Annotated in this window: 11 protein-coding genes; 3 read left to right on the forward strand and 8 right to left on the reverse strand. The window is 28.7% G+C overall.

Annotation, left to right across the window (positions count from 1 at the left end; genetic code table 11):
- Window positions 1-542: 542 nt before the first annotated feature.
- Window positions 543-1,718, forward strand: coding sequence for an MFS transporter (locus Q5O44_RS05410; protein WP_022167375.1), 1,176 nt, complete (start codon window positions 543-545; stop codon window positions 1,716-1,718).
- A gap of 50 nt (window positions 1,719-1,768) precedes the next feature.
- Here Q5O44_RS05410 and clpB read toward each other — a convergent pair whose 3' ends face one another.
- Window positions 1,769-4,369: an ATP-dependent chaperone ClpB gene (gene clpB / locus Q5O44_RS05415; protein WP_022167376.1), complete on the reverse strand. Its 2,601-nt coding sequence runs from the start codon at window positions 4,367-4,369 to the stop codon at window positions 1,769-1,771.
- A 197-nt stretch (window positions 4,370-4,566) separates the two neighbouring features.
- Between clpB and Q5O44_RS05420 the strand changes: the two genes are divergently transcribed.
- On the forward strand, window positions 4,567-6,636 hold the full coding sequence (locus tag Q5O44_RS05420; RefSeq protein ID WP_022167377.1) for a helix-turn-helix domain-containing protein: 2,070 nt from the start codon (window positions 4,567-4,569) through the stop codon (window positions 6,634-6,636).
- 38 nt (window positions 6,637-6,674) lie between these two features.
- Here Q5O44_RS05420 and Q5O44_RS05425 read toward each other — a convergent pair whose 3' ends face one another.
- The 5 genes from Q5O44_RS05425 to Q5O44_RS05445 form a co-directional block, all read right to left on the reverse strand.
- On the reverse strand, window positions 6,675-7,937 hold the full coding sequence (locus tag Q5O44_RS05425) for a helix-turn-helix domain-containing protein (protein WP_022167378.1): 1,263 nt from the start codon (window positions 7,935-7,937) through the stop codon (window positions 6,675-6,677).
- Window positions 7,938-7,954: 17 nt separating this feature from the next.
- Complete coding sequence (locus tag Q5O44_RS05430) at window positions 7,955-9,256, reverse strand: tetratricopeptide repeat protein (RefSeq protein ID WP_022167379.1); 1,302 nt, start codon at window positions 9,254-9,256, stop codon at window positions 7,955-7,957.
- A gap of 190 nt (window positions 9,257-9,446) precedes the next feature.
- Window positions 9,447-9,617, reverse strand: a complete 171-nt coding sequence (locus Q5O44_RS05435) for a hypothetical protein (RefSeq protein WP_022167380.1) — start codon at window positions 9,615-9,617, stop codon at window positions 9,447-9,449.
- Between the two features lie 82 nt (window positions 9,618-9,699).
- Complete coding sequence (locus Q5O44_RS05440) at window positions 9,700-10,614, reverse strand: viroplasmin family protein (protein ID WP_022167381.1); 915 nt, start codon at window positions 10,612-10,614, stop codon at window positions 9,700-9,702.
- Window positions 10,615-10,635: 21 nt separating this feature from the next.
- Window positions 10,636-11,592 carry a YkvA family protein gene (locus Q5O44_RS05445; RefSeq protein WP_022167382.1) on the reverse strand — a complete coding sequence of 319 codons (957 nt, stop codon included), beginning with the start codon at window positions 11,590-11,592 and terminating at the stop codon, window positions 10,636-10,638.
- A gap of 207 nt (window positions 11,593-11,799) precedes the next feature.
- Between Q5O44_RS05445 and Q5O44_RS05450 the strand changes: the two genes are divergently transcribed.
- Window positions 11,800-13,551, forward strand: a complete 1,752-nt coding sequence (locus tag Q5O44_RS05450) for an ATP-dependent metallopeptidase FtsH/Yme1/Tma family protein (protein ID WP_022167383.1) — start codon at window positions 11,800-11,802, stop codon at window positions 13,549-13,551.
- 92 nt (window positions 13,552-13,643) lie between these two features.
- Here the strand turns inward: Q5O44_RS05450 and Q5O44_RS05455 are convergent, their stop codons facing one another.
- Both Q5O44_RS05455 and Q5O44_RS05460 read right to left on the reverse strand, forming a co-directional pair.
- The gene (locus Q5O44_RS05455; protein WP_022167384.1) at window positions 13,644-14,327 is read right to left on the reverse strand and encodes an N-acetylmuramoyl-L-alanine amidase; all 684 of its coding nucleotides are present in this window, start codon (window positions 14,325-14,327) and stop codon (window positions 13,644-13,646) included.
- A 297-nt stretch (window positions 14,328-14,624) separates the two neighbouring features.
- Window positions 14,625-15,437 (reverse strand): MetQ/NlpA family ABC transporter substrate-binding protein, encoded by an 813-nt coding sequence (locus tag Q5O44_RS05460; RefSeq protein ID WP_022167385.1) that lies wholly within the window; start codon window positions 15,435-15,437, stop codon window positions 14,625-14,627.
- Window positions 15,438-15,451 lie beyond the last annotated feature (14 nt).

A 15,451-nucleotide genomic window follows, 5' to 3' on the forward strand; every position in this document is an offset into this window, starting at 1 on the left:
GAACTCCTGGCCCACGCCTTAGAAGGGCGTTGCTCTATCCAGCTGAGCTAAACACGCATGTGTCTGTCGACTACTTTTACTATTATATAGACAAGTTCGACACATGTCAACAGTTTTTTTAAAACTTTCCTCAAAGTTTTAAAAAGTTAACCAGTGAATATAGCTCCGCTAATTCACTTAATTAAGTCGTAACAAGTTACTAGTGAAACGCTTATATTGCTACGCTCATAAGCTAATTAAATTTTTATATACAAGTATATAAAAAATTAAGGAGAGAATTTCTACGAAATTCTTTTAAATATATATTTTAGAAATTCCCTAAGGAATCTCATCCTTAATTCATCATTCATAATTCATAATTCATAATAGTAAAAAGGAATTCCCTTAGGAGTTTCATCCTCAATTCTTCATTTTTCATTTTTAATTTTTCATTCTTAATTTTTTAACTAGCCGAAGGCGACTTAACTAATTAGCATTTTCAATTTCCTCTCCATTATGGTAATATATCTCCATAAAATAAATTCAATACACAGGAGGAAAAAATGAAAAATAAATCTTTAATTTTTATTTTGCTACTTACCCTATTTAGTTCATTAACTTTCAGTATGGCTCATCCAGTAACACCGATGCTTATAAAATCTTTAGGACTGCCATCATTTATGTTTGGTGTACTCTTTGCAGCAATGTCCATTGGAAACTTTATAGGATCTCCACTATGGGGAACATTATCTGACAACAAGGGAAGAATTAAATTTTTAATATTAGGTGCTTTAGGATATGGCTTAAGTCAATTGGGATTTGGATATGTAACTAATCCTTTAATAATTCTTCTTTTCAGATTTACAGGTGGATTCTTTGTGGTTAGTTATCTTACAACATCAATGGCTTATGTTAGCGATGTAACTACTAAAGAAACAAGAGTAAAATATGTAACTTATTACGCAGCATCTAACACTATCGGCTCTGCACTTGGCTCTCTTTTGGGAGGTATTATAGGAAATAATAATTACAAAACCACATTTCTTGTACAATTTATTTTCTGTATTATATTATCTGTTTTAGTTTACTTACTACTAAATGAAACTATAACTCCTTCTAAAGGAAAAATCCAATTTAAAAGAAAGAAAAACAATACTACTACAAACTTTATTAATAAAAGTTTAATCCCTGTATTTGCTGTAATAATATTATTCTTCTTTACTTCTACAAGTTATAATTCAACTATAAATTATTATATTGAAGATGTCTTACACTTATCTTCAACCTTTATCGGCGCTTTCCTGGCAGTAGCGGGAATAGTTGGCTTTACTGTAAATTTAATATTTACACCATTACTTACTAAATATTTTAAAGAAATTGATGTCTTTAAAATAATTACTTTAACTTTAAGCTTATCATTACTTTTAATGCTTTCATGTAACAATACACTATTATTTCTTTGTTCAGCAATACTATTTGCTTCTTTAGCAAGTATACATATACCTCTTCAACAAGCATTAGTAACTAAGCTTTCTCATGGTAACTATGGTTCACTTATGGGCATACTTAATTCTTGCAAGGCCGTAGGTATGGTAATAGGATCACTTACTGCAGGGTTTATCTTTGAATTTGGAAATAAACTTCCTTTCTTTATTTCTGCCATAGCTATTGCTCTTGGATTCATCATCTTGATAATTACAAAACCTAAGGAATCACCAGAGCAAGCTCAACAATACTAATAAATCATAATACAAAAAAGGATATAGCACAGGCCATATCCTTTTTTGTATTATTCACTTTTTATTACTATTTCATCATCATGGCCATCAACAACTACATGAGAACCATAATGTACATCTCCAGCAATTATTTGTCTAGCAAGCTTATTTTCTAGAGTATTTTGAATAAATCTCTTAAGTGGTCTTGCTCCATAAACTGGATCATAACCTTCTACAGCTAAAATGTGTTTAGCAGCAGCTGTAACTTCTAAAGTGATATTTCTATCCTTTAATCTATTTGCAACTTCACCAACAAATATATCAATAATCTTTGTGATACCTGATTCAGATAATGGTTTAAACATAATTATATCATCAACCCTATTTAAGAATTCAGGCTTAAATCTCATCTTTAATTCATCCATAACAGAAGCTCTTATGCTAGGATCTATACTTTCTTCAGAAGTATTTTCAAGCAAGTAGTTACTTCCTATATTAGATGTCATGATAATTATTGTATTTTTAAAATCTACAGTCTTACCTTTATTATCAGTAAGCCTTCCATCATCTAGTATTTGAAGGAATATATTAAAGACATCTTCATGAGCTTTTTCAATTTCATCAAAAAGAATTACACTATATGGTTTTCTTCTAACTGCTTCAGTAAGCTGTCCGCCTTCATCATATCCAACATATCCTGGAGGCGCTCCAACTAATCTAGATACTGTATGCTTTTCCATATATTCAGACATATCGATTCTGATAATATTTTCTTCTGAATCAAAAAGATTTCTAGCAAGTGTCTTTGCAAGTTCTGTTTTACCTACACCTGTTGGTCCTAAGAAAATAAATGATCCTATTGGTCTATTTACATCCTTTAGTCCAGCTCTAGCTCTTAAAATAGCTGAAGTAACTGCAGTAACTGCTTCACTTTGACCAATAACTCTCTTTTCCATTTCATCTTCTAGTCTTAATAATTTTTCTCTTTCGCCTTCTAGAAGATTAGATACTGGAATTCCTGTCCATTTTGAAAGTATTTGAGACACTTCTTCCTCAGTTACTTCCTCTTTAAGAAGTGCACCTTCATAATTTTCCTTAACTTCTACTTCCATTTGTTTAATAGCTTCTTCTAATGATGGAATTTCACTATATTGTATTTCAGCTGCCTTATTATAGTCATAATTTCTTTGAGCTTGCTCTAAGTTGCCTCTAGCTTCATCAAGCTTACTCTTTAACTCTTTAAGCTTATCTATGGCACCTTTTTCTCTTTCAAATTTGGCAGTCATTTCATCATTTTTACCTTTAAGCTCAGCATATTCTTTTTCAAGGGCTTCTAATTTCTTTTTAGAACCTTCATCTTTTTCCTTAGTTAATGCTTCTTTTTCAATTTCAAGTTGCATAAGCTTTCTTCTTACAACATCAAGCTCTGATGGTAGTGAATCTATTTCTGTTCTTATCATGGCACCAGCTTCATCAATAAGGTCTATAGCCTTATCTGGTAAATATCTATCTGATATATATCTATCTGATAATTTAGCTGCTGCAACTAATGCTGAATCATGAATTCTAACACCATGATGAATTTCAAATCTCTCTTTTAAGCCTCTTAATATAGAAATTGCATCTTCTACTGATGGTTCATCCACAATTACTGGTTGGAATCTTCTTTCAAGAGCCTTATCCTTTTCTATATACTGTCTATATTCATCAAATGTTGTTGCACCTATACAATGTAGTTCGCCTCTAGCTAAAAGTGGTTTGATTAAATTACCAGCATCCATTGCACCATCTGTCTTACCAGCACCAACAATAGTATGAATTTCGTCAATGAATAAAATAATTCTTCCTTCACTATTTTGAACTTCTTTCAATACAGCTTTTAATCTTTCTTCAAACTCACCTCTATATTTTGCACCAGCAATCAAAGAACCCATATCTAATGAAAAGATAATCTTATCCTTTAGCCCTTCTGGTACATCACCTCTGACAATTCTTTCAGCAAGACCTTCTACAATGGCAGTTTTACCTACACCTGGCTCACCAATAAGCACTGGATTGTTCTTAGTCCTTCTAGAAAGTATCCTTACCGTCCTTCTTATTTCATCATCTCTTCCTATAACAGGATCAAGCTTATGCTTCTTAGCTAATTCCACAAGATTTGTACCATATTTGGCAAGAGCATCGTATGTTCCTTCTGGATCTTGTGTGTCAACCCTTTGACTTCCTCTAACTTCCTGAAGCACTTTCATAAAACTTTTTTTATTAACACCGTATTTATTTAAAATTTCCTTAGTTGCGCCATTTTTATCTACATCTAATATAGCAAGCATAAGGTGTTCTACACTTATATATGAATCTTTAAATTCTTTTGCTATTTCATCTGCTGCAATAAGCACCCTATCAATATCTCTTGTTATATATGGTCCTGCACCTTCAGAGCCACTGCCTGATACCTTTGGCATACTTTCTAAAACTGATGCAACATCTAATTTCATCATTTTTATATTAATGCCCATCTTTGTGAAAATATTTGGCACCAATCCATCTTCTTGTTCTAATAAAGCAGAAAATAAGTGAATTATATCAATTTGTTGATGACTATATTTTACTGCTGTTAAATTCGCGTCATTTAATGCTTGCTGTACTCTTAATGTCATTTTTTCAACGTTCATTTATTCCACCTCGCTTATTTTTTCTTACTATATTATTATAGTAATACAAAAGTCAAGAAAGTCAAAGTATATTTTAATCTTTTTTTCTTTTTATATTATTACCAGTATTTTTGTTTTATAACAATTTAATTGATATAATATTTACCATAAGCTTAAAATAGTAAAAAATATAATTTCTATATAACAGAGGTGAAATTTTGAGAAAGCAATATATAAATTATCCTTCAAACCTTCCAGTGAATATTTCATATTACAATATTCATAATTATCCCACTCATTGGCATAATTCCACAGAAATTATCTATGTGTTGGAAGGATCTATCAATATTTCTATAGATACTGATAGCTTTACTTTAAAAGAAAATGAAGTTGAAATAATTAACCCTGATGAATGTCATTCTTTCTCTAGTGAAAATGATAATAAAGTCTTAATCTTTCAAATTGATCCTGATTTTTTTGAAAAATATTATAAAGATATTAGAAATGTATTTTTTTATACTAATTCTAATGATGAAGAGGATCAAAACGGAGAAAAATATGATGAACTTAAGTCTCTTTTATGTAAGATATTATGTGAATTTGTACAGACTCTGGAGGATTTTGACGAACAGATAGAAGATATTCTTATTAATTTACTTTATCATTTAATAAATAACTTCCACTATCTTACTACAGATAAAGAGGAACTTAAAGAAAAGTCAGAACAACTAGATAGATATCATAGAATCTCTAAGTACATCTTTAATAATTATAACAATAATATAACCTTACAGGAAATAGCTAAAAAGGAATTTCTTAGTCCACACTATTTATCTCATGAAATTAAATATGCTACTGGACATAGTTTTACAGATTTGATAAACCTTACCCGTATCGAAGAATCAATTAAGCTTCTTTTAGACACTACCATGAGCATAACTGAAATATCCGAAAAAATCGGCTTTTCTCATGTAAGATATTATAATAAAAACTTTAAATCATATTTTGGTTGTACTCCATTGCAGTATAGAAAAAAATATTATTTAAATGAAAATGATTTTGATAAATCTAAAAATGTTACTTCCTTAGATTTAAATGGTGCACTTAACTTACTATCATACAATCTAGAAAATTACGATAGATTTAATTTTGAAAATAAGCTTTGGAATATACATATAAATATGGATGAATCATTAAATATATTTGATAATAATTTTAAAGATATTTTAAATCTTGGTGAAGCCTTTGATTTATTAATTGAAGATAATAAAGATATTTTAGAAGAGGTTCAAGAGGAAATTCATTTCACTTATGGTAGACTAGAAAAAATGTTTCATAACGATATGGGAGTCTTTATAGATTCTGACTTTTATAATTGGAATAGGGCTAAAGCTGTATTAGAATTTCTTTATGACATTGATATTAAACCATTAATAGTCATTGACAATACAGCCTTTACCACTGAAAAATATACAAATGTTTTAAAAAGCTTCATTGAATATTTTTCAGCATTGGACTTTTCACCTATAGAAGACTTAAAATTTCAATTTTCTTCTACTATAAGCAAAGAAATAAAAAATTATCTTTTAGATTTTTTAAATAATGAATTTAGCTTTGAAGTTTTACAGGATGATTTTGTTATTGAGAATACCTTAAATCAAATATATGATACTTCATACATGCTTCCTTATATCATACACAACACCATATTTAAAAAAGATAACCTTTCATTTTTAAGAAATTTTGATGTATTAGAAAAAGCCACCAACATTACTAATGAAGTATTTATTGGGGCCCCTGGAATTGTCAATGATATGGGGATACGTAAACCTTCTTATTATGCTTTTTATCTTTTAAGCAAGCTAGCTAATGAAATAGTATCTATTGATGATGGTTGTATAGTTACTAAATCTGACGATTTATACGCCATACTTCTATATTGCCATAATAATGACATGGACTCTTTAGCCAAATATGAATCTATATATAAAAATGGTATATTAAAAAAGTCTTTTAAAAAGAAATACTCTTTAAATATTGCTAATTTAAAGAGTGCCACAAGGATAATAACTTACACCATTGATGAAAGTACTGGTTCTTCTTATAACTATTGGCTTTCCATGGGATCTCCTAAAAGACTTAACAAAGAAGAAAAAGAAATTCTTCATAAAGCCTCTTATCCTAAGATTGAATTTAAATATAGTATAAAGAATTCTGTCTTAAATATAATCACTGAATTAAATGGCTACGGTGCAAAGCTTATAATTCTACGTAACATAAAACAATAGATCTTTACAAAAAAAGATAAGCAAAAATGCTTATCTTTTTATAGTTTCTTTTCTAAATTCATTGCTAAAGTAAAATATTTTATACATTCTTTAGATTCATTTAAATTATAATATAAATCTGCCATTTCTAAGTATCTCTTATATCTCTCTTCTCTATTAGCAAATCTAAATAAAGAATCTGTAGATAAATTCATATACATTTCTGCTTCTCTATATCTCTTATTTTTTTGTAAAAGCATTCCTTTAAAGTAATATGCTCTTTCAATAAGATGTAAATCATTAAAACATATAGCTAAATTTAACGCCGTATCACAAATAGAGAAAGCTAAATCAATTTCATTATTGCAATATAGAGTATCTATACATTTTATAAGGAACTTTACATATTCTCTTTCACTTTCTTTTGGGAAAATATCTATAGCTTCTCTTATTTCATCTATAGCCTTGACATTATCCCTTATAGCAAAGTAATACTTTCCATTTTCCGCTTTAGAGTTTGCAACTTCAACTAAATCATCACCTTGATATTTTCTAGCAAGATTTATATATTTATCTGTCTCAACTTTGTTTAACAATATATTTAAAGTTGCAAATTCTTGATATATTTTGCCTTTATCCTTAGGATCTTCAATATAATCAATATATTTAACGGCACTGATAATTTTATTATAGCTTTCTTGTATTTCATTTGTTTCTTTGTAGCAAAGTCCTTCTCTAAAACAAATATATACATAGCTTTTCTTATCTTTTATGCCATTTTCTTCAATTATTTCCCTCATCTTGGAGAAATAATTGATTGCTTCATTATATTCTTTCGTCTTCATAAAAAATGAAGCCATATCATTATAATAAATCAAAGTATTTTCATCATTGCTACTTTTTTGATATAAATCATAATATTGCGAAATAAGAAGCTGTATATTTTCAATTTTGTTATTTTCAACATAAAAATTAAATAACCTATGAATTAACTCAAATGCTAAATCTAAGTATGAATAATCCATAGCATACTCTAAACTATAATTTATAAATTCATCTATTTTATCAAGTGGTACTTCATTCTTTCTTAATAAATTAAGGTTTTCTTCTATTTGTTCATAAACATCTTGAACTAGATAGTTATAATCTATATCAAGTTTTTTAGAAATATAATGTAATATTTCACTATCTGCCTTTATTTTACCATTTTCAATACAGCTCATCTTAGAGATAGATATTTCATCGCTACATAACTCCTTAAGCGTTATCCCTTGATAAACTCTGGCTCTTTTTATTTTTTCTCCAGTTGATAATATTTCCATTTCTACCCCCAGATAACCTAATTATTTAGAATACCTAACTCCTTAAATATAGTAACTCCTTGATCTAAATATTTAGCTGCTTCTCTATCTTTCTTTAAATCTATATAGAACTTACCAATAATTATAGCAACTTGTGCCGCTCTCTTCTCTAGTCCATTGTTCTTTGCTAAATTAAATGTATCTATTAGTATATTTTCTGCTTGATTATACATTTCTCTAATCATATAAATTCTATACCATAAAAGATTATATTCAACTAATTGTGGAATACTACTTTCATCTATTAAGCTACGTATTTCATCTAGAACCTCTTCACATTTGTCTAAGTCTTTAAGCTTAATATAATTTTCACAAATATTAATAAGTGTTTCAATAATACTTCCATCTTTACTCTTTAATCTTATTTCCTTAGCTATTTCAAAATGTTTAAATGATTCTTCTAAATTATCAAATTCATAGAATAGTTTACCTAAATTATTTTCTATATTTGATATACTCTTTTCTTCTTGTAATTCTCTGTAAACTTCAAGAGTTTTTTGAGAATATTTTATAGCATTAGCTAAATCACCTTTTTTATTATAATCTTCTGATAATAATAACAGTGCTTTTGCATATTCTTCCCTATTATGTACTTGTTCAAACTTTTGTTTAGCTAGGAAAGAATAATTTATTGATTGTGAAATATTTTCTATCTTATAGTATGCATCTGCCATTTGATAATATATTTCTCCAAGTAAAAAATCATTTCCTATATTATTATCCATATATACTTTTTCAGCTTGACGCAAGTAACTAGTTGCTGAATGGAATGCTTTTAGCTTTAATGTTATCTTTCCTAAATTTAAGAATGTTTTAATAACCTCTTCATAATTATTATTCTTTATAAATATAACATTAGCTGATAGGTAAAATTGTTGAGCTAGAACTAATTCATTTTTACTCATACATATATTGGCTCTTAAGAATAATTTCTTAGCTTTTCTATATTCCAAATGAAACTTTTCATCATAATATAAAGCATTTTCTATATACTTTTCTGCTGTAATATATCCACCATTTAATATATATGATTCTGCAATTTGTTCATAATAAATACTAATTTTTTCTGCTTGTGTTTCCTCTGATTCCATTAGATATTCCACAGAGGTATTTAAAGCTCCAGCTAAGTACTCCAATAAATCCATTGATGGATTAGATCTTCCAGACTCAACTAAACTTATTTGTCCAGGTGTTATTCTATCACCTGCTAAGTCTTTTAATGTCATATTTAATTCTTTTCTTCTTCGTTTAATTTTTTCACCTAATGATAGAATTTCCATGTAATTATTCGTCCTTTACAGTTAATTTATATAAATATATACCAATTTTCCCTATATGTATTAATTATATCATAAATTTATCCAAATATATATTTTTTTTTACTTATTTTAATATAAAAACTATATTATAAAAAAAACTGCTATATTTTTTATAGCAGTTTTTTTATTATAATAAATATAGTTTTAAAACTCATTTCATATAACCCATAATATTGTCATATGTATCATTAGCCATACACATGGCTCTTTTCTTTGCTCTTTTTATATTTCTTTGTGTCCTTCTATCTAATTCTGGAAACATTACAATTCCCATAATAGTACCAATTGCTAATCCTAATATCATTGATTTAATTACTCTCATTATTAACACCTCACTTATTTCACTATGAATATTATATGTAAAACAACTGAGATATAATCAACAAGTTAAAATGTAATTTTTTCTATTTATTTAATGTACATTGAAGAAGATACTTAATAAATTCTTCTTTCTTCTCTTCACTTAATGCAGATATTTTTTTCATAGTAACATCTTTACTTTCTGCATATTCCTTCATTAATTCTTCAAAACTATCTACTTTCTCTTTTACTGTTCTTTTTGGGCTAATTACTATAATATTTTCTTTATACTTAGTAATTAACTTAGAAAGCTTTTCTTTTATTTCTTCATTCACTACTTTTATTTCATTAGTACTTAGCCATTTTTCTACAATTCTATCCGAAGCTATTCCTAATTTTTCCTTACATATCTCATCTGCCAATTCGTTAAATAAGTCTCCAGTGTGACTATCAACTTTTACAAATATTATTTCCATACCACTATTTATGAAATTCTGCATTTTTTCATAATATCTCTTTGAAGACTCTTCTTTTCTCTCCCAAAAACCTGTGGCATGATAGCATATACCTATATAATCATGGAAGATAACAACTTTTTTCTCACCAATTCTCTTAGCATATTCAACACCTTTAACAGTAGCATCTAATTCTCCTGCTATCTGTCTTATATTTCTGCTAGAATCATTAGTTCCAATTCCTCCATCAATATACTCTATAACATTATCCTTCATGGCAACAAGCCCATATGAGTATTGCTCCGTAGCTATATTATAACTTCCATCAACATAAATATGCAGGCAGTCCACTGGATAATTATTGTCTTCTTTTTTAAGTACATCATTGGAATTATATAAGAATTCATTAGCTTCTTCCATACTTTCAAAACTTTTATATTTTGCTCCTTTGACACCTTTAACATATTTTAAACATTCAGCCCATGTATTAACTATAATATTTTCTATCTTCTTATTATTTACCGAATCAAAACCTTCTTTTATTGCATAAACTTTTTTAGCCATTAACATTTGCTCCTTTAATCTTTATATTGAGACTATTTCATCTATTATACCATAGATAGTTTCTACATTTTTTGCCCTAGTAAAATCTGTAACATATTGTGCAAGTGTTTTTAATACGCTTACTATATTATTTTTTCCTTCCCAATTCTCTAAGATCACTTTTGCTGGAACATCTTGAATTATTTTATTTAAAGCAAAAAAGACCACAGCAATATCATCTATCTTTCCAATGAAAGGAATCTTATCTGGTATCAAGTCACTTGGAACCGCTATATAGCATATAACTGAAGATATTATTATCTTAGTCTTAACAGGTACTCTCTTATCCTTAAGGAGTCTGTAAATCAATGCAACAATATCAGGAATTATAAGTATATAGTCACTATACTTTTGTACATTTAATGGCATCTTTTCTTTTATTTTTCCTCTTCCTACGGTGTAACAATCTTCTATCTTCGTAAACTCTTCATCTTCTTCATAATCTTTTGCTACACTTCTATCTATAAGCTGCACATCTTTTTTGATCAATCCTGCCGTTGAAACTTGTACATTACTTACTTCCACATTTATACTTCCTAAATAGCAAAAAATGTTTTCTATATCAAAATCAATATATGGCACATCTTTTAATACATACTTATACTCTATTTCAATTTTTCCTTTATTATAAATGATTCCTTTCTCTTTTAAAGATTTTAAAAGATATTTTATTGCCATATTTTTAATAATTTTTAAGACCCCTATATTTAATACCTTTATTTTTGTTATCTCAACTTTTATTACATTCTCCTCATAAGATTCAAATTTTAAATTCACTAAAAAATCAATATTAAATCCTTTGTTAAGCCTTCCTGTAATACTTATTTCATCATTAATTTTAATGTCTTTTACTTCAAGCCCTTCAACAGATACAAATTCACTATAAATACTTAATAAATCTTCTCCTGTTAAACTTACTTTTATTTTTGTAATATTCATTACTTCCCCCTAAATATACTATGATTTTCCACTTATCGAAACATATATAAAAAGTATACTTCATTTAAATAATTTTTTAAAGTTTCTTCTAAACTCAAATTATATTCCAGTAATTTCATTGGTAAATAATATGTCTTTTATTAGACTTTTTATTTCTTAAGTCTATAATAAAATTAATTTAAGATTATTTATAAAGGAGGACTGTCATTGAAAAATAATAAATTCAACATAATTTTAATTCCAATAATTACAGCTGTACTTTCTTTAATATTCTTGGGATTTTCCTCTCTATATCCTAAAACAAGAAATAGCAAAACATATTCTAATTTTCTTGAGGATTTAAATAACCAGGAAATTTCTCAAGTATCCTTTGATTCATCATCGAAGATTTTAGTTACTTTAAAGGATGGTTACACTTATTCAACAGATAATCCTAAATCTGAAAATTTCAAAGAAAATTTGCTTCTTAATAATATAGATGTTGTGGAAGAACCAGTTGCTCCTCTTAGCAAAACTATACCAGCAACTATTTTGATAATATCAATATTTGCCATTGTGTTCCTTAAAGTCAATAAAGGCTTTTCTGTAAAATCATCCTTTGGTGAATTGAATCTACAAGACTTTAGCAATAAAGATTTAAACAACTATGATTTTAGTAAAGTAGCTGGAAATGCTGAAGCTAAAGAGAGTTTAAATGATATAGTAGACTTTTTAAAAACTCCTGAAAAATATAGTTCTTATGGTGCTAAAATGCCTAAAGGAATTATTCTATATGGCCCTCCCGGCACAGGAAAAACACTTTTAGCAAAAGCTGTAGCTGGAGAAGCCGGTGTTCCATTTTATGCTTTAAGCGGCTCAGACTTTATACAGGTTTATGCTGGTGTAGGAGCCAGTAGAATAAGAAACCTCTTTAAAAAAGCTAAATCTCATGGTAAAGCTGTTATTTTTATTGATGAAATCGATACCATAGGTAAAACAAGATCTGGTGGAAATACTTCTTCTACAGGAAATGATGAACGTGATCAAACTTTAAATGCACTTCTTACTGAAATGTCAGGTTTTAAGGATTCTGATGGAATAATAGTTATAGCCGCAACCAACAGGCTAGACACTTTAGATCCTGCTTTATTAAGACCTGGTCGTTTTGATAGGCATGTGGAGGTATCTCTTCCTGATTTAAAGGCCCGTGAGCAAATATTAAAGCTTTATTTAAAAGATAAGCCTCATAAAACAATAAATATAGAAAGCTTAGCAAAAAAAACAGCTTATTTTTCTGGTGCCAAATTAGAAAGCTTGATAAATGAAGCTGCAATTCTAGCTGCTAAGCGAAATAAGGGATACATTACTTCCAATGAAATAAATGATTCTTTTTCACTTGTACTAGCTGGAGCTAACAAGAAAGAAAGATCACATTTAAAGAAAGAAGATTTATTATTAACAGCTTACCACGAAGCAGGTCATGCGCTAGTATCTTTAATTGTATTGCCTGAAGAAACTATATCAAAGATAAGTATAATTCCTACTACCAAAGGAGCTGGCGGCTATACAATTACTATCCCTCAAGATAGTAGCTATCAACGAATTAATTATTTAAAATCAAAAATCATGGTTCTTTTAGGTGGCAGAGCTTCTGAGGAGCTTATTTTTAATAAAAGCCAAATTTCAACAGGAGCTCAAGGCGATTTAGGCCAAGTAACTGATATTGCCATTGCTATGATTGCTGAATACGGCATGGGTGAAAGCTTAGGATTGCTTAAAGTTTCCAACTTGGGTGACTTAACTTCAGGTTATAGTCATTTAATTGTAGAAGAAGCTAAAATTCTCATAAATGATTTATACAAAGAAACCTTAGATTTACTAAGTAATAATAAATCATCTCTTGATAAACTTGCTCTTCTACTTCTAGAAAACGAAACTCTCCACGAAGAAGAAATTAATAATTTTAGAAATAATATTTAAAAGGAATTCCTCCAGGAATTCCTTTTAAACACTATTCTTTATTCTTAATTCTTAACTTTTCATTTTTAATTTTTAATTTTTCATTCTTAATTTTAATCCCCCTCATACGGTACTACATAAGCATCTTTTATTCCTTCTTCATTTAACTCAAGAGCTTTATTCATTGCAGAATCATAATCCTTATAATATCCTACACATACTCTATAGGCTCTTTTTTGCATTTTTTTAGGCACCATTCTTTCACCAGTAAGAAGAACTTTATCTTTATATGCCAAGCAAGCTTTAGCCACCATATAACCATATTTTTTACTATCAAAATTCTCCATAACTTTAATATTGCTAATATACTCACCATAAACTATTATTGCATTGCTATTAATATCATTATATAAATTGCTTTCATTTATAACGCCACAATCTACTGTATTCAATTCACTTTGTATTTCACACTTTATAAGCTGTGCTAAATACTCCATGTCATCAGACCTATTTACATAAGCTACCTTTACACCTTTTATGTTTATATCATCACTACTGTTCATACGAAAAATAACCAATACTTCTGTACCACTATCATTTATTATAGTAGTTCTCTTGTCATCACTTATATACTCATCATTTTTTCTTGTAATTATAGTTTTTTCCCCATTTCTCTCCAAGTGCTTTTTTGCCTCTAAGGCAGCTTCAAGTGCAATATGACTTTCCTTTTTTCCATATGCACCTATGTGTCCTGTTTCTGCCCCTCCGCCAAATGGATCTAATAACCACAATGACATGACTTTTTCTCCTTACACTAAAATCTCATTATAATATATTTTATTTTATATAACTTTGTGTCATTTTAGCTAATAAAATATACTTCTGTACATATTTTAAGAAAAATTTAAACAGCATGCCCCCACATGCTGTTTACTTATACATTCCCCTATATTTATTGCTTATATTTATTACTGTTTACTAATTTCTAATCACCTTTTGCCCCTCTTGGTGATTGCTGTCTTTCCCCATACATAACAGCTTTTTTCCTCTTCTTTAAATTTAGCCCATTTAGGAGGAGATATTAAATTTCTTTATTAGAACACTGGTACTACAGCACCTTTATATTGTTCTTCTATAAATGTTCTAACATCATCTGAAGTTAACACTTCTATTAAATCCTTGATTTTTTCACTTTTTTCATTTCCTTCTTTAACAGCTAAAACATTTCTTCTAGCTATCATTTCTTGTGAATTTTCATCTTCAACAAATATTGCATCCTTAGTAACATCTAAATCAGCATCTAATGCATAATTTCCATTTATAACAGCTATATCAATATCATCAAGTGCTCTAGGAAGCTGAGCTGCTTCTAATTCTGTAAATTGTAAGTTCTTTGGATTTTCAATTATATCTGCCACTGTAATAAGATCCCCTTCTTTAACCTTTATAAGTCCTGCTGAAACTAATACATTAAGTGCTCTAGCCTCATTACTTGGGTCATTTGGAACTGCCACAGTTGCTCCTTCTGCTATATCATCTATACTTTTATATTTATATGAATATGCACCCATTGGCTCTACATGTATTTCTGCTGCACTTACTAAGTGAGTCCCATTATTTTCATTGAACTCTTCTAAATAAGCTAAAGTTTGAAAATAGTTAGCATCTAATGCACCATCTTCTAATGATGTATTTGGTTGAACATAATCTGAAAATTCAACTATTTCAACTGTATACCCTTTTTTCTCCAATGTAGGTATTACATGTTCAACTACTTCCCTATGTGGTACTGGTGTTACTCCTATTTTTATTGTTTTGTCATCTGCTGCATCTTTGCTACCACAGCCCATTAGCCCCATTGTTAAAACACCTGCTAGTGCTAGTGATAAAATTGATTTTTTCTTCATGTTAATTCCCCCTT

The sequence above is a fragment of the Clostridium sp. CAG:221 genome (assembly GCA_000435835.1).
Classification (GTDB): domain Bacteria; phylum Bacillota; class Clostridia; order Clostridiales; family Clostridiaceae; genus Clostridium.

Coding starts and splice junctions, on each gene's coding strand:
- Q5O44_RS05440 (WP_022167381.1), bottom strand. CDS start 10,614: ATGGCTAAAAAAGTTTATGCAATAAAAGAAGGTTTTGATTCGGTAAAT.
- Q5O44_RS05460 (WP_022167385.1), bottom strand. CDS start 15,437: ATGAAGAAAAAATCAATTTTATCACTAGCACTAGCAGGTGTTTTAACA.
- Q5O44_RS05425 (WP_022167378.1), bottom strand. CDS start 7,937: ATGGAAATATTATCAACTGGAGAAAAAATAAAAAGAGCCAGAGTTTAT.
- Q5O44_RS05445 (WP_022167382.1), bottom strand. CDS start 11,592: ATGAATATTACAAAAATAAAAGTAAGTTTAACAGGAGAAGATTTATTA.
- Q5O44_RS05410 (WP_022167375.1), top strand. CDS start 543: ATGAAAAATAAATCTTTAATTTTTATTTTGCTACTTACCCTATTTAGT.
- Q5O44_RS05435 (WP_022167380.1), bottom strand. CDS start 9,617: ATGAGAGTAATTAAATCAATGATATTAGGATTAGCAATTGGTACTATT.
- clpB (WP_022167376.1), bottom strand. CDS start 4,369: ATGAACGTTGAAAAAATGACATTAAGAGTACAGCAAGCATTAAATGAC.
- Q5O44_RS05430 (WP_022167379.1), bottom strand. CDS start 9,256: ATGGAAATTCTATCATTAGGTGAAAAAATTAAACGAAGAAGAAAAGAA.
- Q5O44_RS05455 (WP_022167384.1), bottom strand. CDS start 14,327: ATGTCATTGTGGTTATTAGATCCATTTGGCGGAGGGGCAGAAACAGGA.